This is a genomic window from Salinispira pacifica, from assembly GCF_000507245.1.
Classification (GTDB): domain Bacteria; phylum Spirochaetota; class Spirochaetia; order DSM-27196; family Salinispiraceae; genus Salinispira; species Salinispira pacifica.
The window spans coordinates 2,357,125-2,378,321 of record NC_023035.1 but is presented as its reverse complement, the minus strand read 5'-3'; the positions used below and the strand labels follow the sequence as shown (position 1 = coordinate 2,378,321).

The 21,197-nt window shown below is 54.0% G+C and carries 19 protein-coding genes; 3 read left to right on the top strand and 16 right to left on the bottom strand.

Annotated features, from left to right (window positions below; genetic code table 11):
• Positions 1–18: 18 nt before the first annotated feature.
• From L21SP2_RS17315 to L21SP2_RS10510, 3 genes are read left to right on the top strand one after another with little or no spacing between them, the layout of a single operon-like run.
• A complete protein-coding gene (locus L21SP2_RS17315) occupies positions 19–2,949 on the top strand; it encodes an adenylate/guanylate cyclase domain-containing protein (RefSeq protein WP_024268492.1) in 2,931 nt (976 codons plus the stop codon).
• Between the two features lie 9 nt (positions 2,950–2,958).
• Complete coding sequence (locus tag L21SP2_RS10515) at positions 2,959–3,993, top strand: methionyl-tRNA formyltransferase (protein ID WP_144082995.1); 1,035 nt, start codon at positions 2,959–2,961, stop codon at positions 3,991–3,993.
• A 34-nt stretch (positions 3,994–4,027) separates the two neighbouring features.
• Positions 4,028–4,858, top strand: coding sequence for an AAC(3) family N-acetyltransferase (locus L21SP2_RS10510; protein ID WP_081719581.1), 831 nt, complete (start codon positions 4,028–4,030; stop codon positions 4,856–4,858).
• A 76-nt stretch (positions 4,859–4,934) separates the two neighbouring features.
• Here the strand turns inward: L21SP2_RS10510 and L21SP2_RS10505 are convergent, their stop codons facing one another.
• From L21SP2_RS10505 to L21SP2_RS10430, 16 genes are all read right to left on the bottom strand, one after another.
• Positions 4,935–6,095: a hypothetical protein gene (locus L21SP2_RS10505; protein ID WP_144082994.1), complete on the bottom strand. Its 1,161-nt coding sequence runs from the start codon at positions 6,093–6,095 to the stop codon at positions 4,935–4,937.
• Positions 6,096–6,129: 34 nt separating this feature from the next.
• Positions 6,130–6,873, bottom strand: coding sequence for an outer membrane lipoprotein-sorting protein (locus tag L21SP2_RS10500; protein ID WP_024268488.1), 744 nt, complete (start codon positions 6,871–6,873; stop codon positions 6,130–6,132).
• Positions 6,874–6,966: 93 nt separating this feature from the next.
• Positions 6,967–8,193 (bottom strand): ABC transporter permease, encoded by a 1,227-nt coding sequence (locus L21SP2_RS10495; RefSeq protein ID WP_024268487.1) that lies wholly within the window; start codon positions 8,191–8,193, stop codon positions 6,967–6,969.
• A 9-nt stretch (positions 8,194–8,202) separates the two neighbouring features.
• A complete protein-coding gene (locus L21SP2_RS10490) occupies positions 8,203–9,462 on the bottom strand; it encodes an ABC transporter permease (RefSeq protein ID WP_024268486.1) in 1,260 nt (419 codons plus the stop codon).
• A gap of 2 nt (positions 9,463–9,464) precedes the next feature.
• On the bottom strand, positions 9,465–10,142 hold the full coding sequence (locus L21SP2_RS10485) for an ABC transporter ATP-binding protein (RefSeq protein ID WP_024268485.1): 678 nt from the start codon (positions 10,140–10,142) through the stop codon (positions 9,465–9,467).
• Positions 10,139–11,365, bottom strand: coding sequence for a slipin family protein (locus L21SP2_RS10480; RefSeq protein ID WP_024268484.1), 1,227 nt, complete (start codon positions 11,363–11,365; stop codon positions 10,139–10,141). Before L21SP2_RS10480 ends, L21SP2_RS10485 begins: the two co-directional genes overlap by 4 nt.
• Before the next feature lie 160 nt (positions 11,366–11,525).
• Positions 11,526–11,927: a GntR family transcriptional regulator gene (locus L21SP2_RS10475; RefSeq protein WP_024268483.1), complete on the bottom strand. Its 402-nt coding sequence runs from the start codon at positions 11,925–11,927 to the stop codon at positions 11,526–11,528.
• A 138-nt stretch (positions 11,928–12,065) separates the two neighbouring features.
• On the bottom strand, positions 12,066–13,277 hold the full coding sequence (locus L21SP2_RS10470; protein ID WP_024268482.1) for an N-acetylneuraminate synthase family protein: 1,212 nt from the start codon (positions 13,275–13,277) through the stop codon (positions 12,066–12,068).
• A 1-nt stretch (position 13,278) separates the two neighbouring features.
• Positions 13,279–14,559, bottom strand: coding sequence for a serine--tRNA ligase (gene serS, locus L21SP2_RS10465; RefSeq protein ID WP_024268481.1), 1,281 nt, complete (start codon positions 14,557–14,559; stop codon positions 13,279–13,281).
• Positions 14,560–14,643: 84 nt separating this feature from the next.
• Positions 14,644–15,438, bottom strand: a complete 795-nt coding sequence (gene proC / locus L21SP2_RS10460) for a pyrroline-5-carboxylate reductase (RefSeq protein WP_041401493.1) — start codon at positions 15,436–15,438, stop codon at positions 14,644–14,646.
• A 64-nt stretch (positions 15,439–15,502) separates the two neighbouring features.
• On the bottom strand, positions 15,503–16,006 hold the full coding sequence (locus L21SP2_RS10455; protein WP_024268479.1) for a tRNA (cytidine(34)-2'-O)-methyltransferase: 504 nt from the start codon (positions 16,004–16,006) through the stop codon (positions 15,503–15,505).
• Between the two features lie 3 nt (positions 16,007–16,009).
• Positions 16,010–16,579, bottom strand: coding sequence for a thiol peroxidase (gene tpx / locus L21SP2_RS10450; RefSeq protein ID WP_024268478.1), 570 nt, complete (start codon positions 16,577–16,579; stop codon positions 16,010–16,012).
• Positions 16,580–16,637: 58 nt separating this feature from the next.
• Positions 16,638–18,662, bottom strand: a complete 2,025-nt coding sequence (locus L21SP2_RS10445) for a RelA/SpoT family protein (protein ID WP_024268477.1) — start codon at positions 18,660–18,662, stop codon at positions 16,638–16,640.
• On the bottom strand, positions 18,659–19,531 hold the full coding sequence (gene prmC / locus L21SP2_RS10440; RefSeq protein WP_024268476.1) for a peptide chain release factor N(5)-glutamine methyltransferase: 873 nt from the start codon (positions 19,529–19,531) through the stop codon (positions 18,659–18,661). Before prmC ends, L21SP2_RS10445 begins: the two co-directional genes overlap by 4 nt.
• Entirely contained in the window at positions 19,531–20,589 is a 1,059-nt protein-coding gene (prfA, locus tag L21SP2_RS10435; protein WP_024268475.1) for a peptide chain release factor 1, read from the bottom strand. Before prfA ends, prmC begins: the two co-directional genes overlap by 1 nt.
• On the bottom strand, positions 20,579–21,187 hold the full coding sequence (locus L21SP2_RS10430; protein ID WP_024268474.1) for a rhomboid family intramembrane serine protease: 609 nt from the start codon (positions 21,185–21,187) through the stop codon (positions 20,579–20,581). The genes prfA and L21SP2_RS10430 overlap by 11 nt, the downstream gene beginning before the upstream one ends.
• Between the last annotated feature and the right edge of the window lie 10 nt (positions 21,188–21,197).

The window sequence follows — 21,197 nt, the reverse complement described above, 5'->3', positions numbered from 1 at the left end:
CAATGAAATGGAGTAGCAATGAGCAGCCGAAGCACTGATAATCATAAACGGACGTGGATACAGAAGCTTGGAAGAAGCATTCTTCCCGTGGCATCGGGAGTTCTGGGAGTGAGTCTTATTCTGATCCTGGCGGGTTTTGCTGAGCGTGACAGAAACCCTTTCCAGAGTCATGCGGTCCTGGATTTCCCCCAGTTTGCCGTGGAGGATGATCAGAACAGAACGATTGTCATAGACACCAGCCTGAGAAGAATTCTTGTGGCGGACCAGGAAGGAGAGTTGATCTCCGAAATCCGGGGAGGGGACAGAAGAGAGGGACGGTTTTTCTATGCCGACCTGGTGCTTCCCGGAGAAGAAGACAGTTTTTTTATTCTCAACTATGTGCTGGATGACAAAGGAACCTTCATCCAGCGGGAGGAAATCCTGGAGTACGGGGTGAACGGCGATTTTCGCAGAATTCTGTATCAGCGCAGGTATGATGAGAAAAAGGCCGAGTATATTCAGAGAGGAGAAATTTTCAGTCCCCGGATTCAACGGGGCTATCTCTATTTTTTTCTGGTACAGGATACGGGTATCCAGTTCATCCGGAAATCTCTTGAACGGGAAACCACGGAAATTCTCGGCGAAAGCTATTTTCCCGACGCCAATGCCTATGTGGCGGATATTGAGTGGGTGGATGGTGAGAATTACATCATTCTGGATAAGCGGGGACATATGATTCTCGGAGATATTTACTCTGAAATGTCCCGGGTGGATATCGCCGGACCTGTCCGGGCGGATGATGAGGAAGATGAGTCATTCCCGTCCAGTCAGAATAGCGGTGCCGGCTATTTTTACGATCCCGGGCTTCCGGACGAGTATTTCTGGGATATGACCATCGGCGGAGATGACTGGCTGTATGTCAGTGATCTGGTCAACCGTCGTATTGCAGCCATCCCCCTGATTTCCTTCCTGAACTCCTCAAATTTCACCGTTGAATACCGCAGTGTTCTGGATCGGGAGCTGCTGTCCCGAAAGGGATACTCGGATGAACCGTTTATCTATTACCGGGTGGGGTATTCCCCCAACGGATTTCTCACAACCTATGATTACGGGGTCTACGGGGGAGATGCCAACTCCCGGATTACACACAGTGAAAAGTATCACATCCCGCCCATGTGGCGGGTCAGGGCGTTTCTCTGGTGGACGGGACTCATTGCAGGAGGATTGGCCCTGGCGGCGCTGGTGGTTCACACCTATATTTATATTCTCAAGAGGCGGATATCTCTGGTATTCAAGCAGTTGTTGATCATCGTACCGCTGATGGCCGGGGGAATTTTCCTCATTTCCACCATTCTTTTAAGCAGCTTCATCGATTCCTATGAGCAGAATAATATCGATACAATTCTGGCTCTTACCCAGACCATCGGACAAAGCGTGGACGGGGATCTGTTCCATGAAATACGCGGGATGGATGATTACATGAATGCAGAATATCAGCAGATACGCAACGATCTCCGGCAAGCCTTGAATTACAACCTGGACAGTTGGAACGAAGGGCTGTATTTCGCCCTGTATCAGGTTGTGGATGAGAACCTGTACGGGTTTATGTATCTGAATAACCGTATCGGCCTCCGTCATCCCTTCAACTGGTATGAGGATCCCCAGAGCGTGTACCGGAAAGCCAATGAAGGGGATGTGGTGTTCGAACAGGTACAGGATATCAGCGGCAACTGGCTGTACGGCGTGGGCCCGATCTACGATTCCAGCAATCAGGTGGTGGCTCTTCTGGAGATCGGCAGCGACTTATACAGTTTTAATGAGAATGCCAGGGAGCTCTATTCCAGGACCATGATGGTGATGACCCTGATTGCCGCCCTGATTGTGGTTTTTATTATGATCATGACGGTGATGATTCTCCGGAGTCTGCGGATTTTACGCAACGGGGTTGAGCGGATTGCCGAAGGGGACTGGGATTACCAGATCCGGCTCACAAGCAACGATGAGGTGAGCGACCTGGGCAAGCGGTTTAATTTCATGAGCCGTTCCATCAACACCTATCTTCAGCAGATAGAAAATATGAACGAGAGCTACCGCCGGTTCTTTCCCGACCAGTTTCTGAAATATCTGGATCTCAGCGATCTTACGGAAGTGAAGCTGGGAGACCAGGTGCAGAAAACCATGACGATCATGTTCTCTGATATCAGGCGCTTTACGGCCATCTCCGAGAGCATGAGTCCGGATGAAAATTTCAACTTTCTCAACGCCTATCTGAGCATGGTGGGGCCGGTCATCCGGGAACGACGGGGTTTTATCGATAAATATATCGGAGACGCTATAATGGCTCTCTTTCCCGACAGCGCCGATGACGCAGTGCAGGCGGCGGTGGCCATGATTACCCGGCTGAACGGTTACAACAGGGAACAGCGTGAACAGGGGCAGCCGGAGATCCGGGTGGGAGCAGGCATTCATACCGGCGATCTGATGCTGGGTATTCTGGGGGATGAGAATCGAATGCAGGGGACGGTGATCTCCGACTCGGTGAACCTCGCCGCCAGACTGGAGACCCTCTCCAAGCAGATGGGCGCTTCCATCATCGTCAGCAGCGACGCCCTTGAGGCGATGAGCACCGCCGATGAATACCTGAAGCGCTACATGGGACGGATACAGGTGGTGGGCAGGCAGCAGGCCCGGAGCGTATACGAGATTCTCAATGGTCTGCCCGAGGAGGAGATTGAGGCCAAGCTTCGAAACAAGCAGATTCTGAATGATGGGGTCGCAGCTTTTGAAGCAGGAAATATGCAGACCGCCTACGATCTGTTCATGACCATCAGGGAGGATCCATTCAACCGTGCAATTGCGGATCTGTTTATTTCCTGTATCGACCGGTACCACATCGAGCGGGAAGAAGCCCGCAAGCGTGGACGTGAACCCGAACCCTGGGACGGAATCCTCCGGCCCCAGCAGAAATAGGTGCAGAACATGGCAGCTACGCCCAGGCAGCGGGAAAAAGTATGCGTATTCATTGGAAGTCACCGTCCTGCATCCCGGCGGGACAGCGGTGCAGATCTGGTTCGCGCCCTGATTAATCAGGGGGTGAAGGTGGAGGGGCTGTATGTACGCCCCGGGGACAGGCTCAACCATCAGCGGTTCAAAGGATGCAGGATTCATCACATCCCGGCCATTCTCAGACAGCCCAGGAAAAAGATCCTGAAAAGTTTCTCCGATCCTGACCGGAACGCCGGCTGGCAGGAGTGGCTGGAAACGTTCAGAAGGGAAAACTACAGCCTGGGAGTTGTATACTTTGGATCATGGCTTCCTCCCGACCTGTTTTCCGCACCCAGGCTGGGGTTCATCAATTTTCACCCGGGGCCTCTACCTGCCCTCAGGGGCTTTGAGGCGGAAACCTGGGCTATTCTCAGCGATATGCAGAGTTTTTATGGAACGGTACACCGGGTAAGCGAACAGTACGACGCCGGGGAAATAATCTGGCGCACTCCGGCGGTATCAATCCGAAGGCGCGAAACCCCGGCATCCCTTCTCAACCGCACCTGCTATGCGGGGATTCGGCATATCAAAAGCCTTGTGAAGCTTATGCACCGGGGTGAGGTGCTGCCCGTATCCCAGGAAATGATGAACGGTGTACATGCGTCCATCCAGCTGGCCCGTACACGGGCACATATCAACTGGACGGAAGACAGCCTCGCAGGAATCGACCGGAAAAACCGGGCCTTCAACGGCCAGTATATTCCGGTGCCCCTTACCCTGGAGTTTCAGGGGGAGCGGCGGATTATCCGGAATGTTCTGATCCTCAAGGGACGATTCGGCGGCGGTCTGGGGGAACATGTGGGGGAGTACGGTAAGCGGGGGAGCTTCCAGGGAATGCCGGTATTTCAGGCCCTGGACGGTCAGGTGGTGCTTGACCTCATGCCGCCGGGGGCAAGCAAACCGGATCGTGCAAGCGTATTTGCCAGTTATGACGACCAGATAGAAGATGAAGCGCTGTTCAGGGAATGATGACACAGAACTTTGTACCGGGTAAAATCATTCCATGGAACCACGATACGAGGCGGAGTACCGCCTGATGCTGAAAACCGGGTCCGGACCGGTGACCCGGAAGGATGTGCGGGATGCGCTCAGCCCCCTTGAGTCGGGCAGTGATGTGATGCTGCATGTTTCCCTGAATAATATCGGCTGGATCTGCGGAGGTCCGCTGGCACTGATTCAGGGAGTGAAGGATGCGGTGGGAGAACGGGGGCATATTGTCATGCCCGCCCACAGCAATGATATCAGTGATCCCGGACTGTGGGAAAACCCCCCGGTACCTGAGGGCTGGATTGATCAGGTGATGGATTCCATGCCCCCCTTTGACCTTCATACCGCCAGCTGCAGAAGGCTGGGGCGCACCCCGGAACTGTTCCGTACGCTGCCGGGGGTGAAGCGAAGCAGCCACCCCCACTACAGCATAGCCTGTATGGGCCCGGACGCATCATCCATCCTGGAACCCCATCCCATGGATTTCTCAATGGGGGAGCACAGCCCCCTCGCCCGGCTGTATGACCGGAATGTGAAAATTCTCCTCATGGGCGTGGGGTTCGAAAACTGCACCATGCTTCATCTGGCCGAATGCAGGGCCGCAGACTCACGGGATAAGCAATGCAGTTACCGTGCACCGGTGTCCGTGAAAAACGGGAAAACTCAATGGGAAGAATACCGGGATATTGATTTCAACAGCGATCTCTTCCAGGAGATCGGAGAGGCCTTCTGTACAGAACACCCCGAACTATGGAAAACACTGAGCCTTGGTATAGGAACCGTTCGTATTCTTCCCTCACGGGAACTGGTGGATTTTGCCGTTGCCTATATGGATCAACGGCTATGAAACCGGCCCTGTGGGCTTTCCTGGAATATGCGGCCTGGTACCTGAAATATGCGGCTTTGTACCTTAAATATGCTGCTTAATAAATGTAGCGGATGCCGGTGACCAAGCCGTACCCGCCCAGCCTTCTGTTGGCATAGGTATCGTTGCTTTCGCCGAAACTCCCGCTCACATTGGTATAAAAGGTAAATCCCTGATATATATTGAAGGTGTTGCCGAGAATTACCAAAGCCGAGCCGTCTGCGGGACTCACAATTGAGCGGAGATACACGTTCAGGTTGGAATCAATGCCCAGGGAGAAGTCGAAGTATCCGTATATTCCGTATTCCGGAGGGTTCGCAGGATCTGGATTCTCCACTTCGATGAATTCACCGCTGTAGTTGTAGAGGGCTTCCATGCGGACATTCATGCTGACCCGTGAAGAGACATCGTTCAGCGAGTAGAGACCTCCGCTGGCGGTGAGTCCCTGGAAAAACGCATCGGCACCGCTTCCAAAGCTATCGCCGGTCATCTCAAGGGAACTGCTCAGGTGCCAGTTCAGCCCGGTGCCGCCCTGGAGACTGAGATACCCGGTGTGGCTGTCGGCGCTGCCGGTGTAAAAGTACCCCGTTTCCAGCTTGATTCCCAAAAAGCGTTCAAAGGTGAAGGAACTACGTACTCCCAGTCCCGTATCTGATATCGGCGGGAAAGGATCGCTTATGAGCCCGCTCATATAGTCCTGGTATGCCTGTGTATCGGGCATGGGGGGGAGTACAATGGCCTCTATGAAGGAAAAGCGGCCCAGTGGAAGGTACAGGGCACTCAACCAGTCAGTTTCACTCCTGAACTCCGCGGATGTGAGGTCCACATCCAGATCGGTGGAGCCCATGATTACATCTGCAGCGTTGAACACGGTACCTTCACCCCAGCTGATTCTGGTCTTTCCCGCAGTAAGGCGAAGTGGACCCAGGCGGGTGCGGATATATGCCGTATCGATTGTCAGGGTGTAGGTGAGGCCCAGGTCTGCGGCGATGCTGAGTTCACCCCGGACGTTCCTGTTTCCCCGTGCCTCCAGGCGTATTTTTCCCGAACCTCCTGCCAGATACCGAAGCTCAATGTTGTCCGGTTCGGGATTCATGAGAATACCGTTATACAGGTCCAGTTCCACCGACGTGCCGGTTTCCGCTGCGGCCTGAGAGATCCAGATGCCCGGGAGCATAAGAAACATGAGAAGTGTCATCAGTGCTCGATTGGGTATCAAAATAATCCTCCTTGCCCGGGAATGGGAGCCCGTCTCACCAGGTAAGTTCATCCAGGGAGAAGAATCCTCGATCCAGGGGATAATCAAGATCTATCTCTTCAATTATAAACTCTGTGCTGGAATTTTGCTTGAGCTTATCCTCTGTGACAATATGAACCGGGAACAGGTATTCATCCATCGCGCGGTATTCCAGCACCCGCTCAACCTTCAGCAGTCTGCCGCTCAGGGAAAATTTGTGTGCCTGCATTCCCACCAGGCGGTCCTGTTCGATCCAGAGAATCTGTTTCTGGTACGGAACCGATGAACGGAGAGCTTCCAGTTCAACTACGTATACATCCTTTCCTGTGAGCCGGTCTTCCTCAAATCCGCTGACCCGGTAGTCTGCCAGCAGGGATTTATCTCCGGTCATATCCTCATAGCTCACATCTGAACCGAGAATTCCGTCCCTGAGAGCTGCTCCGGAAAGGCGGATCACTTCATCGGCATCGGGATAATAGAGATACAGGTCGTCGTCGTTTCGCAGGATTTTCTGTCCCCGTTCCTCCACGCTGGTGAATTCTATCAGACTGTAGTCGCTGCCCAGAGACCAGCTGTCAAAGGTGCTCACTTTTTCACCGAAACGGTCGTTGATTATCATTTTTCCCTGAATGTAGGCGCTGTCAAACACCTCCTGATCTTCCATCTCCAGGATTATTTCCTCGGCTCTCTCAAACTGGGCCCAGAGGGAGCTGAGTCCCAGAATGAGAAGAACGGTTATGATTGCGATTCGTTTGTGCATGGTACCTCCAGTTAGTGCAGCGGCTTTCCCCGCGGTCCCCGGCATTGTGCCGTATGGTGGGGCAGCCGGAATGCCTTCTGTACACTCAATATGCTATATGCTCTTCATTGCTTCCACGGGCTTAATTCCCGATGCCCTGCGTGAGGGTATCAGACTGATGCCCGAGGCAACAATAATACCCGTAACTACTGCGATGAGAATGTTCACGGCGGTCAGGTGGGGATACACAACCCCTGAGATTTCAAAGTCAACTCCTTCCATGGCGGATGTGAGGTCAATCCCCGTATTCTCCAGAATGAGGGTAAATCCTGCGCCCACAGCTGCACCGGCAACACTTCCAATGGTACTGATGAAAAAGGATTCCAGGAAGAACATCCGGACGATGTCTTTCCCGCTCATACCCATGCTGGCCAGGGTGCCGATTTCCCGGGTGCGCTCAAAGATGATCATCATGATGGTGTTGATTATCACCGTGGAAGCCAGCACATAGAAGACCGCTCCGGCAATGTAGTAGACCATCTGGGCCATGCGGATAAATATATAGCTTGAAGGGATCCGGTTCCAGGTCTCCAGCAGGAGATCCTCCTTTTGAGGATAACTTTCCAGAATGGCGGCTGCGGCGGTCCGTGCATCTTCCAGGCTGTATTCGCCGGCAGCTTCCATTACCACATCTACCGCCCGGTCTCCGGTCTTCAGGAAGCGTTGAACGGTATCCACCGGCAGATAAATTCGGGAGTTCACATCGGCCAGGGGAAATGAGGCAACGCCCACCACCTCAAAAGTCATGGCATTGCTGGCCCGCCGCAGGGTGGTGGAGAGGGCGGTAAATGAATCGCCTACGCCTTTGTTCAGGGAGCCGGCGGCTGAACTGCCTAGGAGGACCTCCTGTTCGCCGGGACGGGGCAGCCGGCCTTCAATCAGATATGTTCCCGGTTCCATCAGGTCCTTTGAGAAGTCCAGCCCCATGGCTGAAACTCCGATATTATTTCCCTCTTCATACACTGCAGCCGGGAACTGAATACGGGCCGATGCCTGTTCCAATGCGGGGCTGGACTCAAGTTCAGCTATGAGGCGGGAGGCTGACTCCACACTGAGGTGCAGGGGATTGAGATTGGCGTGCTTTTCATACTGGGCATGCCGGATCCGCAGCTCACCGAAGTAGAAGGTTTGCAGATTGCTTTTCAGTTCATTGCTCAAACCGGCCAGCAGGGAGAACAACAGCACTATTGCCATTGCAGCAACTGCGATAGCCGATACCGACAGGGCGGTACGCCTGGTATTCCGTTGAATGTTTCGCCATGCCATTATGTGAAGTTTCATAAGCCTCTCCTATGTTTCCGCATGAAGGCAGTCGGTTATCCGCATTTTCAGCGCCTGCCGGGTGGGGATGAGGGCCACTATCATGGACATTACTACTCCGAAAACCGCGGCGAGAACGAACATGCCGGGTCGCCAGATTCCCCGGAACACCGAACTGATGCGGTATCCGGCGTCGAAATCCCGAAGGATAAATTCAAAATTGATGCCCACATCTACCAGAAACCACACCAGTGCAGCCCCGATGATTGCTCCGATGAGACTGCCGATAAGTCCTATGCCTCCGGCTTCCATCATGAAGCTCAGGCCAATCTCTCTGTCGGTCATACCCATGGCCCTGAGCATACCCAGCTCCCGCCGCCGTTCATACATTGCAAGCAGCATGGTGTTGGAAATCCCCACCAGGGCGATAATGAATACCAGCCCCAGAATTACCAGCGTACCGCTCTGCTTTGCGGCGGCAAGGCTCAGGTAATCCCCTGCAAGAAACCTCCAGCTGACCACACTCACATCATCCCTCTGAGAAGGAAGGGCGGCTTTCAGTGCGGCAACTTCCTCCCGGTCGTCGGCGGCCAGGGGGTAGGAAACATCGATCTGGCTCACTGCACCATCAAGGTTCAGCATGGCATCCGCATAACTCAGATCCATGAGAAGGCTGCTGCGGTTCACCATGGGATTTGCGGTTTTGATCAGACCGGTAATTTCAAGATCGATGGTCTGAAACGCTCCGTCCCGGGTACGGGTGACGATGGTAACCGGATACCCGATATCCGCACCCAGATCCTCGGCCATCCAGCTGCCCATAATTACTCCGTTGCTTCCTTCCTCCAGCCAGGAGGAGCCGTCGATCAGGGACTCCTTCATCCGGTATACGTCGGGATCCTTCACAGGATCCACGGCGAAGAGCCTCACCTGTACAGATCCGTCCTCGGGAAACGGATCGCGGTATACCACCATTTCCCCGCTGAAAGCCGCTCGGGGGGCCGCTTCGTAGCCGGCATCTTCTATGGCGGAGATAATTTCTCCGGGATTCTCAATCATGTGTTTCAGATTCATTTTCCGCCAGTCATCGAGGTTTTCCCTGGCATACACCCGTGCCGAGGCAGTTTCATACCAGATGAGATTTCGTTCAGAATCTTTTTCGGCACCCTTGAGCATGCTGTCGATGAATAAAAACATGGCCAGTCCGAATGCGATTGCCGAAGCAGTGATGATGGTGCGTTTTGTGTACCGGGCAAGGTTCTTGAAGGAAAGTGCTATGAGGAATTTCATGATTACCTCCGTTCGTCCTTCTGGACATAGCCGTCATGGAGCAGCACAAGCCTTCGGGCGTAATCCATCACCATCTTGTCGTGGGTGCTGAAAATAAATGTGGTGTTGGTCTTGGAGTTCATCTTCTTCATCAGTTCAAGAATCTCCTGTCCGGTTTCGCTGTCCAGATTTGCCGTGGGCTCGTCTGCCAGTACTATGGCCGGTTCCTTGATCAGTGCCCGAGCTATGGCCACCCGCTGCTGCTGACCCCCGGACAGTTTCCCCGGGCGCCGGTTCTCCATTCCTTCCAGGCCCACTTCCTTCAGGAGCGCCATGGTACGCTTCTTGATCTCATCTTCAGGTATTTTCAGAAGATTCAGAGCCAGTGCAACATTTTCATATGCGCTGAGCACCGGTATCAGATTAAAGGATTGAAAAACAAAGCCCAGTTTCTCCCGTCGGAAGGAAGCAAGCTTGCCGTGGGGAATTGATGTGATCTCCGTCCCGTCGATGTGGACAACTCCCTCATCCGCGCTGTCGATGCAGCCCAGAATATTCAGAAGGGTGGTTTTCCCCGAGCCGCTGGGTCCTGCAATCGAGAGAAATTCTCCGGTTTCAATCTCAAGGTCCACCCCTTTCAGTGCGTGAACACTGGTTTCCCCGCTCTGATATGTGCGGTGAACGTTCTGTGTGCTGATCATGATTTCCTCCCGGGATCCCGCTCCTGGGGCGTATCCCTCTTGTTCTGGTTATTTGTATCGCTCTGTGGTTCTGCAGTCACAGGATCCTCATGTTCTGCCGGTGAATCTCCGTCTTTCATGGCGGATTCCGCAAATGCACTGACACCCAGTGTCGTGCCCATATTCATCCGTTCAAGTACTCCCGAGGGCAGCATCACCATGCTTCCCCGGGTCTTCATGCTGTCGTATACCATATTCATGGCCCGTAAATTCAGCGCTTCACTGTCGCCGTTATACTGCCGGGAAGCCCTGGACATCTCCACCGCAATATCATACTCGGCCTGGGCAAGATAGAGCCTGGCTTCCTTCTCACGCTCTGCCTGGGCCTTCTTGGACATCACATCCTGAAGATCATCGGGAAGAATGATATCGGTGAACTCAACGCTGAGAATGGTGATGCCCCAGGGATTGGTTTTGGCGTCAAGAATGGTCTGGATCTCCCGGTAAAGAGTATCCCTTTCGCTGAGAAGGGTTGTAAGACTGTACTTCCCGATACTATCCCTCAGTGCCGCCTGAGCCGAAAGGGTCACCGCTGAAATATAGTCTTCAACCTCCAGAATTGCCCTGCCGGGATCCCAGATCATCCAGAAGGCCAGGGCATCCACGTGTACCGGCACCGTATCGCTGGTAAGGATTTTTTCCACGCTGAAATCCGTCACCCGTATGCGGGTATCCACGAAGGCGGTGCATCGGTCCATAACCGGAACCAGGAGAAAAATGCCCGGATCCCGGACCCGGTGGAATTTACCCAGCCGGAGCACCACCGCCTTCTCCCATTGAAAGATCAGCTGCACCGAGGGTCCGCTGAGCACCGCCAGAACCAGGCCCGCCAGAGCGATGCCATCCCAGGGGCCTGGTGACGCACCCGCTCCCGAAGGGAGAGCGGAGAGCACTTCCCGGGGCAGGGGAACCAGGGCAATGCCCTGGCTGATAATGATCACCAGAATCAGCGCCGACCACCTGGGAAGAAGCAGATAGACCAACGCGGCTGCGGCAAGGGCAATGCTGCCCCGAATAATAATCTCCAGGTTCACCCCTCCTGCAATGAGCCACTGCATACCCGCAAAGACTGCAAAGATTCCCAGCATGGAGAAGAAGGAATATATACTGAAGCGGAAATCCCCCTTCTGAACTCTGGGCATGGGATTCTTGATTCTGTTCAGGGCATTGAAATGTTTTTCCATCTGTATCCTCCGTGGATGGGCGTTTTGGTGCTTTTCAGACAGTCCCGTTCGTGATTGACCACAGGATGCCGGTGAAATTCAGGACCGATGATCCGGAAAAATCAGGACCGATGATCAAAAAGGCCGGATTAGCAGTCCCCGGCTCCCGCTGTATGATTCCTCAGGTTTCCCCGGCCCTGCGCACAGCTTCCGCCAGCTCCCGGGGGCTGAACCCGTAGGATCGGCCCCTGGATAAAAAGGTCCGGACCATCTCTTCAAGCTTCTCCTCCCGCTCCACCTCGCTGAGCTTCACCTCTTTATCGCTGATAAAGGTGCCGGTACCCTGCTGAGTGGTGACCAGGTTCCGGATTTCCAGTTCGCTGTAGGCCCGGGCTACGGTGTTGGGGTTGATTTTCAGGGTCACCGCAAGGCTTCTCACCGTGGGCAGCTGGTCGCCGGTGGTCAGCCTTCCGTCTGCAATTGCCATCTCAATCTGGAGTATAATCTGCTTATAGTAGGGTACTCCGCTTTTGGGATCGAGACTGAACGGAATACCGGACTGCCGGATATCTGAAGCTGCCACCCCATCTCCTTGTATGCTTGTACTAATGCTTTAATACAATAGTAATTTGCCGGTGGCAAGCTGTCAATATCAAAGCACCCAATATTATCAAAGCACCCAATATTCGGATTCAGTAAGGTCAGATTATCGAATTCTGTATCAGCGGATCATGAGATCTGTGAATACAATTCCTTCACCGGCCCGGATGCTGCGTTGAACTCTGGAGCCGGTAATCTGAAGAAAATGTCGGGGATGAAGTCCCGGCCGGAGGTTTTTCTCGCTGCGGAGCACTGCCATATTGGTGTCGCTGAGAATATCCCCTGGCTGAAGATCGATGAGGGCGTGAATGCTTCTGTTGCTTTTTCCGTAGTTTTCCCTTTCCCCCGGTGCAAGACGCTTCACTCCGTCTCCCAGGATGCTGCGTATTCTGTCCGGGGAGAAAGGGGCCAGCAGACTGTGTCTGCCTGCATGCTCAAGGATTGTACCGGAGGAGGGAAGGGCATGTTCCCGGGGTGAAGCCGGTGAGTCCGCAATGTGTCGGGAAGAAGAACCGATGTGCGGGGAAGAATAAATCACGGATTCCGCCTCCCGTATGGCCCGGGTCATTCTGCCGAACTCCTCCGGGGGCAATGCGATGGGATCGTCCAGACCGCCGTCGCTGCGGCTCAGGGTGAAATGCTTCTCCACCATATGGGCTCCCAGAAGCACTGCCAGGGAGGGCACCAGTACAGGATCTATGCTGTGATCCGACAGTCCCGCAGGAATGCCGAAGAGGGCATGCAATCCGGGAATGAGGCGAAGATTGTACTCTTCTTCCCTGGCAGGATAGCTGGTGATGCAGTGAAGAAGGCTGAGCTGTTCAGTATCTCCCACATGGGAGAGAGCTTCCTCCATATCACCCAGACGGCTCACTCCGGTGGAAAGAACCAGAGACTCTGCCCGGGTGTTGAGGAAATCCAGGAGGGGGATGTGATTCAGTTCCGGACTGGCAATTTTAAAGGATGATTCCCCCAGTTTGATAAGATCCTGTGCACTGCGGATACCGAAGGGCGAACAGAAAAACCGGAGCTGGTTCTTTTCCGACTCGTTTTTCAGGAACTCAAGAAAACCGGCATCCAGTTCAAGCTCCCTGAAGCGGCTGTGGAGGGGAACTGAACCCCCGGGAAGTTCCACCATCCCTGTCAGGGGATGAACAATTTCATCGGCATAAAAATGCTGAAATTTCACCGTGTCGGCGCCGGCATCTGACGCTGCTGCAATCAGATCCCGGGCCCGGTTCCGGTCTTTTCTATGACCGGAACCGATTTCCGCTACAATCTCCGTTGGGGAGACCCGGGAGTTCCTGATCTGGGAAACGGAGGAGGCGGACATATCAGTTTTTACGGGGGCGGATGGTATCGAAGCCCAGGTAGGGCACCAGAGCTTCAGGCATGTGTACCGATCCGTCTTCCTGCTGAAAGTTTTCCAGAATGCTGATAATCGCCCTGCTGATGGCAATGGCGGTACCGTTCAGCATATGCACATGGCCCTTGGTTTTACCGTCGCGGTAGCGTACTCCCAGGCGCCGGGCCTGGTAGTCGGTGCAGTTGGAGGTTGAGGTGATCTCCCCCCAGCCGCCCTGTTCGCCCCGTCCGGGCATCCATGCTTCCAGATCGTACTTGCGGTATGCAGGAGCACCCAGATCTCCGGTGCATGTATCCACCACCCGGAAGGGAATCCCCAGACCGGTGAAGATTTCCTCTTCGATCTCCCTCAGATCCTCGTGGAGCTGTGGGGAGGATTCAGGTGAGGCGTATACAAACATTTCAATTTTCGTGAACTGATGCACCCGGTACAGTCCTTTGGAGAACTGTCCTGCGGCGCCGGCTTCCCGGCGGAAACAGTGGGAAACCCCCGCCAGCTTGATGGGGAGATCCTCCGCTTCCAGCATCTCACCGGAATGATACCCTCCCAGGGTGATCTCTGCGGTTCCTACCAGGCAGCTGTCGGTTCCTTCAATGGTGTAAATATTGCTCTCTTCGCCCCGGGGATTGAACCCGATGCCCTGAACAACCTCTTCCTTGGCAATGTCCGGAGTGATGGTGGGGGTAAAACCGTGCTTCTGCAGAATATCCAGGGCGTAGCGGATCAGCCCCATCTCCAGGTACACTCCTTCATTTTTCAGAAAGTAAAATTTGGTACCCGAGACTTTGGTTCCTTTTTCAAAATCGATAATATCAAGCAGTTCTCCCAGTTCTACATGATCTTTGGGAGTGAAGCCGAACCGGGGAACATCTCCAAGCTTCTTCAGCTCAAGATTGTCCTTGTCTTCTTTGCCGATGGGAGCATCGGGATGGGCCATATTGGGAATTTTCCGGGCCTCATCATACATCCGGGCTTCAATATTTTGGAGCTCTGCTTCCGATGAGGAAATCTTTTCCTTGATCTCCTTACCCTCCTGAATCAGCTGCTGACGTGCATCCTGATCCATGGGGCCCTTCATTTTCTTGGCATTGTCGTTCCGGGCCTGACGGAGTGTGTCGAGCTCCTGAATGCGGGCATTGCGCTTCTCATAGAGTTCCACAACCAGGGTGGGATCTGCAGACATGTTCCGTGCAGAAATATTGGCCTTTACGGCTTCGATGTTATCTCGGATAAATTTAATATCTAACATGGCGGTATCATATACGTTCGGGGCAAGAATGGACAAGGGGGCAAGGTGCTTTCATGTGCGGCCGCTGTGAGCCCGGGCGGCGGTTCAGCTTTCCAGATCCCGGGCACGGTCTGCGGCGGCATCCACGGCTCTCATGACGGTGGCGGTGAACCCGTCCTCATGGAGGCTGCTGATGCCCTGAATGGTGGTCCCGCCGGGTGAACACACCTTTGTGACAAGCTCGCCGGGGGTCATCCCGCTGCTTCGGATGGTGGATACCGCCCCTTCCAGCACATCCAGGGCAACTTCCAGAGAGGAATCGTACTTGATGCCGTTTTTCACTCCCCCCAGGGCCAGGGCGTTCACAAACTCGTATACATAGGCGATGGCGGAACCGGAAATTCCGATTATTGCGGGAATCAGCCGTTCGGGCATTTCCATTGCCAGGCCAAATGATTCTGCCACCGTAAAAGACAGTTCCTTGAACTCTTCACTGCAGCCGTCTGAATAGGATATTCCGGTAACTGATTTTCCCACGCTCGCAGCAAGGCTGGGCATAAAGCGTGCGATCTGATCCGAGCCGAACAGTTCTTTCAGCGTCTCAAGGTTCACCCCGGCGGCTATTGATATGAGAGGGAGCTTTTCCGTATATGAATAAAACTCCTCGCCGAGAGCAGGCAGGTCCTGGGGTTTGATTGCAAGCACCACCGCGTCTGCGGAAGCGAACAGTTTTTCCGGCGTATCCGTGCAATCCTCGGCATTGTAGGTTTCAACTGCAAGCTTTCTCCGCGGAGCGCTTTTCTCGATAACCGACAAGCTGTACCCGGATTCCCGGTCAAGCAATCCCGAGATCATCGCTTCGCCCATATTTCCAAAACCGATAATTCCGATGGTTTTCATGCCTGCTCCTCGTATAGTATCCCTGCCGGGCATTGGTATCATTTCAGGCTACCAGTAAAAGCTGCTAATTAAAAGACTCACATCCGGGAAAGTTGAAATGCTTCCAGTGATCGTATGCGATAATCGCCGCCGCATTGCTTAGATTCAGGCTGCGGATACCGGGCTTCATGGGAATTCTCAAAGACTGTTCGGGAAAGTTCTTCATCAGATATTCCGGAAGTCCCGCGCTTTCCTTTCCGAACAGAAAAAACGCACGGGAAGGGTACTCCACCTGGCCCAGCTGCTGTCTGGCCTTTGTACTGATATAGAAACACTCTTCGGCGGGATCAGCACCGTATTCCCTTTGGATTCCCTGGAAAAAATCATCCAGGTCTTCCCACACTATATAATTGAGCCGTTCCCAGTAATCCATCCCTGAGCGTTTGACGTATTTATCTTCCAGGGAAAATCCAAGGGGCTTAATCAAATGAAGGGTGGCATCCAGGGCCGTGCAGGTTCGTGCAATATTGCCGGTGTTCTGAGGAATCTCCGGTTCGTGAAGGACCAGATGAAGATCATATTCGCCCATGTGTCAGCTGTCTCCGTTTTCCCGGTAGAGAACTTCCAGAATCCGGCGGTAATCCGGCTCCCAGGCAATCTCGGGGATCATTTCCCGGTACAGCACGTTCCGGCCGGCACTGTCACTGTCGGCATTACTGTCATGACCGGAAGTATCGGATTCAGGGCCCAGGAGAAACACCGCCCGGGCCAGCAGGCCTTTCAGAGGACCGCTGGAGATAAGTACGCCGTATTCCCGGCCGAAATCCGAGAAGCGCATGTCCGAGAGCAGCTCCATGTCATGAACATCTTCACGCTGAATGAAGCGGCTTTGAGCGAAGGGAAGATCCCTGCTTATGGTGAGAAATCTGCAGTTAAGGTCAAGATCATGGGCCTGCCGGTTAAACTCACGGGCGCTGGCTGCGCACACCGGAGTGTCCAGAGAAGGGACAATATTGAGGACAATGTAGTCCTCTTTCAAGTCTGAAAGGTGACATTCCCCCAGATCGCTGCGGATCAGGGAAAAATCAGGTGCCGTATCACCGGGTTCAAGTGGTGTTCCGTCCAGGCTCAGGGGCTTACCCTTAAAGGTGATCTCATTCATAGCAATAACATACTGGATGAGAGGATAAAAAGAAACAAAATAATCGCTTCATTCACCTTCAGCGAGTATCATCTTCGGACTGAATTTCCTGAATGGTGAGAATGCTGGGAATGGCCCTGATGTTCTTCATGATCCTGGTCATATCCCCGCCCTTGTCCAGTTCCATGGTAAAATGCCCTTCCAGGGTACCCGCCTGGGATGACGAACCGCTGTGAACCGCATCAACCTTTCCTTCGATGAGATGCCCGTGCTGTTTCCGGATTGCGCCTTCGATTTCGCTGAACAGATCTCCGGTTTTCCGTGCGGTGACGCTGAATTTCCGGGTGCTCTTGGGGCTTACGGTTTCCCACTCCACATCGATGGTCCGCTCTCCCACATCTTTGATATTCCGGAAATTCTTGCAATCCCTGCGGTGAATAATGATGCCCCGTCCTCTTGATACATAACCCACAATGTCGTCACCGGTTTTGGGATTACAGCAGTTGGCGAAGTGAATCATCAGGTTCCGGTCCCGGCCCACCCGTATGCCCAGCTTGTCGCTTTCGATAACCGTGTTGCCGCTGCCGGTTTTTTTCTTTCGGGGTTTGGCCGGTGGAAGTTCCTGTTTTTTCCGGGCCACAATGCTCTGGTCAACAAAAAGGCTTTCGTCGTGTTTATTGATCCATGCCCGGATTTTGCTTCTGGCGCCCCGGGTTTTCACATAGCGCAGCCATTCCAGGTGGGGATGGGCGTGGGGATGGGTAATGATCTCAACCACCTGGGTGTTCTTCAGCGGCTGTTTCAGCTGGACGATGGAGCCGTCGGCCTTGGCTCCGGATGTGTGATGACCCACCTCGGTATGAATATGGTAGGCAAAATCCAGGGCGGTTGCACCCTTGGGGAGCTGAATCACATCACCCTTGGGAGTGAATACATAGATGGAATCCTTCAGGATCTCCCGTTTCATCTCCTCCAGAAAATCCCTGCCGGCGATCTTGATGCTGTCCATGTCCTTCAAGCGGTTGATGATGGTCAGGTCCTCATGACCCGCCCGGTCCCCCCGTAGGCTTTTCTTATACTGCCAGTGGGCGGCAACACCGTGCTGTGCGGTCTCTTCCATGGCCACGGTGCGGATCTGAATCTCCAGAAGTCTTCCGTCGTATCCCATCACCGTGGTGTGAAGACTCTGATAGCGGTTTGATTTGGGCATGGCGATATAGTCTTTAAACCGTCCCTCGATGGGCATCCAGAGGCGGTGTACAAGACCCAGCACCACATAGCAGTCGGGAATGCTCTTGCACAGCACCCGCACGCCCAGAAGGTCATAGATCTCATCCAGGCTTTTGCTGCGCTGGCGCATTTTGCTGTAAATGGAGTAAAAATGCTTTGCCCGGGTTTTGGTGTGAACCTCAATGCCTTCCCGGGAGGCGGCGTCTTCAATAGCGCCGGTGATTTTATTCAGATATTCGCTGCGTTCGCTTCGCTTTTGCTTTACATAATCCTTCAGCTGGATGTACACGTCAGGCTGCAGATGCTTCAGGCTGAGATCCTCCAGCTCGTCCTTCATCCAGCTGATCCCCAGCCGGCCGGCCAGGGGAGCATAAATGTCCAGGTTTTCCTGGGCGATGGCGCGGATCCGCTCAGGTTTCTTGAACTCCAGGGTTCGCATATTGTGCAGCTTGTCAGCCAGCTTGATGAGAATGACTCTGATATCCTTCACCATGGCGAACAGCATCTTGCGGATGGTCTCTGCCTGGACGGAATTCTTGTTCTTCGCTTTGACAATATCAATCTTGGTCACTCCCTCCACAAGGGTTGTGACCTCTTCGCCGAAATCAGCGGTGAGTTGATCCCTGGTATAGGAAGTATCTTCTATGCTGTCATGGAGCAGGCCGGCAACGATGGTGATTTCGTCCAGCTTCATCCGGATCAGAATTTCCGATACCTGAAGGGGGTGTACAAAGTAGGGATCACCGGAAGCCCGGAACTGCCCGGTGTGCAGCTCTTCGCTCTTCCGGGCCGCTCTGGTAATGAGGTTGATTTTTTCTTCTGATATTCCCTGTTCCGACAGCAGGGCCGCCAGATCATCTATGGTGCGAATCACCGTTTTCTGCCTCTGGATATCCGTTTCATACCCGCTAAATCTTTCTTACATTCTAGATCGGCATAGCCGAGAGTTTTCAATAGCTTCTCGATTGCATCCGCCTGATCATCCGCTGCTTCAATATACAGCCATCCGCCGGGTTCCAGCAGATCATGGGCTTGTGAAGCCAGCCTTTGTATAAGATCTAGCCCTTTTTCCCCGCCGTCAAGGGCCAGCATAGGCTCTTTCCACCCCTCCAGTTCCCGTTCACGGGTTTCAGCAGGGGTAAGATAGGGGGGATTTGCGGTAATAATGTGGAATTTCATTTCCCTTTGGGCTGCCGACTCCAGCAGGTCGCTCTGGAACCAGAGGGGCGGTGAGGTTGGAACGAGCGCGGCTGCGTTCACCCCGAAGACCTCGCCGGCGGCCAGGCTGATATCCGAAGCGCTCACATCCCATGCGGGGCGCATGTGTGCCAGGGCGATTGCGATTGCGCCGCTGCCGCTGCAGCAGTCGTGGATCACCAGGGGTGAATCCGCCGGATGGCTTTCAAGCACCCAGTCAACCAGAATTTCTGTATCCGGCCGGGGGATGAGTACGCCGGGGTTCACCCGGAATTCTAGGCCGTAAAACTCCTTGAAGCCCAGAATGTACGCCACTGGTTCGCCGGAAATTCTCCGTTCCAGGGCCCGGGCGTATAGCTCCCCTGCAGCCTGCGGCAGGCTGTCCTGCATGCGGGCGTAGTACTGTTCCTTGCTGATATTCATGCTGTGGCATAAAAGGATCAGAGCGTCCAGCCCGGGGCTGTCGTAGGGACCTGCAGGGAGCAGGCTGCGCCCCAGCTGTACCGCACGGGAGAGGCTGAGCCCCTGGAATTGTCGGGGATTCATCAGGCTTCCAGGGCCTCCTGGCTCGCTGACAGTTTCAATGCCTCGATAATTTCATCCAGCTCACCCTGCAGCACCTGGTCCAGCTTGTGTACGGTCAGGCCGATGCGGTGGTCCGTTACCCGGCTCTGGGGAAAATTGTAGGTGCGGATTCGCTGGGATCTGTCACCGCTGCCGATCTGGTTCTTCCGGGCTTCCGCTTCCTCGGCCCGGCGCTTTGATTCTTCCAGTTCATACAGCCTGGCGGTGAGCACCCGCATGGCTTTGGCCCGGTTCTTGATCTGGGATTTTTCATCCTGACAGCTCACCACCAGTCCGGTGGGAATATGGGTGATCCGTACCGCAGAGTCTGTGGTGTTCACCGACTGCCCGCCGGGACCGGAAGAACGGAACACGTCAATTCTCAGGTCGTTGTCGTTGATCTGCACATCCGTTTCTTCGGCTTCGGGAAGTACTGCCACCGTACATGCGGATGTATGGATTCTGCCCCCGCTTTCGGTGCTGGGAACCCTCTGGACCCGGTGCCCGCCGCTTTCGTAGCGGAGGGTGCCGTATGCGTCCTTTCCTTTCACCGAAAAGATCGCCTCTTTCAGCCCCCCGATCTCCGTCTCATTCACCGTGATCACCTCAAGCTTCCAATTATGCTTTTCAGCATAACGGGTGTACATCCGGTAGAGATCGGCGGCGAACAATGCGGCCTCGTCGCCCCCTGTACCGGCCCGGATCTCCATGATGATATTTTTTCCGTCCATGGGATCCCGGGGCACCAGAAGCATTTTCAGTTTTTGCTCAAGTGCGGGCAGCTCTTCTTCCAGTCCGGCCAGCTCTTCCCGGGCCATGGCCTTCATTTCCGGGTCATCGTCTTCGAGCATGGTCCGGGCCTCTTCTGCAGCCTCCTGAGCATCCTTGTAACGGTTGTACACCTCCATCACTTCACTCAAATGGGAGTGTTCCTGCATGGCCTCTTTGTATGCCTTGGGGTCTTTATGAAGGTTGGGGTCAAGAATCCTTTTCTGCAGATCCTCAAAATAATCTTCCAGTTTTTCCAGTTTATCTATCATGATTTTCCTCTGTTGTTTCAGAACTCCCGGACGGGTTCACCGGCGAGCGGCTGGGAGCGTGAATAAACCCGAAAACCGAACCCACTGCTCCCCCCACAATATGGGCCAGCTGTGAGATGGAATCGGCTTCAAGGGCGGAGATAAATTCCCGCAGGAGATATATGAGCACCACCAGAATGAAGGAGAGGGGAATTTCTCCCCTCCGGACATTGGTAAAACTTGCAAGAAGGATCATCATAAACACCACTCCGCTTGCTCCCAGAAGAGCGGCATCGGAAAAGATGATATTCCCCAGGCCGGTGGTGAGGGCGGTGACCAGAATCATGAACACCATGGCGGAGGAGTGGTATTTTTCCTCCAGGATGGGTCCCAGAAGGAGAATAAGCGCCAGGTTGCCAAGCAGATGCTCCACCGAAGCGTGTCCCAGAACATGGGTGAACAGCCGCAGATAATCGGTGAAAGAACTCCAGTTCATTGCCGGTCCCACGGAAAAGAGCCGGAGCTGAAATTCTCCCGGAGAAACCATATCGATGATCAGCACCGCCACCGCCAGAAGGGAGAAGCTGAGGGTTACCGGTGCGTTGTAACGTATGCGCAATTTCAGCTCC

Excerpts from the sequence above, each read along its gene's own strand:
- L21SP2_RS17315 (WP_024268492.1), top strand. The coding sequence starts at position 19 with ATGAGCAGCCGAAGCACTGATAATCATAAACGGACGTGGATACAGAAG.
- L21SP2_RS10510 (WP_081719581.1), top strand. The coding sequence starts at position 4,028 with ATGGAACCACGATACGAGGCGGAGTACCGCCTGATGCTGAAAACCGGG.
- L21SP2_RS10455 (WP_024268479.1), bottom strand. The coding sequence starts at position 16,006 with ATGGGCGAATATGATCTTCATCTGGTCCTTCACGAACCGGAGATTCCT.
- L21SP2_RS10470 (WP_024268482.1), bottom strand. The coding sequence starts at position 13,277 with ATGTCCGCCTCCTCCGTTTCCCAGATCAGGAACTCCCGGGTCTCCCCA.
- L21SP2_RS10485 (WP_024268485.1), bottom strand. The coding sequence starts at position 10,142 with ATGATCAGCACACAGAACGTTCACCGCACATATCAGAGCGGGGAAACC.
- prmC (WP_024268476.1), bottom strand. The coding sequence starts at position 19,531 with ATGAATCCCCGACAATTCCAGGGGCTCAGCCTCTCCCGTGCGGTACAG.
- L21SP2_RS10490 (WP_024268486.1), bottom strand. The coding sequence starts at position 9,462 with ATGAAATTCCTCATAGCACTTTCCTTCAAGAACCTTGCCCGGTACACA.
- proC (WP_041401493.1), bottom strand. The coding sequence starts at position 15,438 with ATGAAAACCATCGGAATTATCGGTTTTGGAAATATGGGCGAAGCGATG.
- L21SP2_RS10495 (WP_024268487.1), bottom strand. The coding sequence starts at position 8,193 with ATGAAACTTCACATAATGGCATGGCGAAACATTCAACGGAATACCAGG.
- L21SP2_RS10480 (WP_024268484.1), bottom strand. The coding sequence starts at position 11,365 with ATGGAAAAACATTTCAATGCCCTGAACAGAATCAAGAATCCCATGCCC.
- L21SP2_RS10515 (WP_144082995.1), top strand. The coding sequence starts at position 2,959 with ATGGCAGCTACGCCCAGGCAGCGGGAAAAAGTATGCGTATTCATTGGA.
- tpx (WP_024268478.1), bottom strand. The coding sequence starts at position 16,579 with ATGAATGAGATCACCTTTAAGGGTAAGCCCCTGAGCCTGGACGGAACA.
- prfA (WP_024268475.1), bottom strand. The coding sequence starts at position 20,589 with ATGATAGATAAACTGGAAAAACTGGAAGATTATTTTGAGGATCTGCAG.
- L21SP2_RS10500 (WP_024268488.1), bottom strand. The coding sequence starts at position 6,873 with ATGCACAAACGAATCGCAATCATAACCGTTCTTCTCATTCTGGGACTC.
- serS (WP_024268481.1), bottom strand. The coding sequence starts at position 14,559 with ATGTTAGATATTAAATTTATCCGAGATAACATCGAAGCCGTAAAGGCC.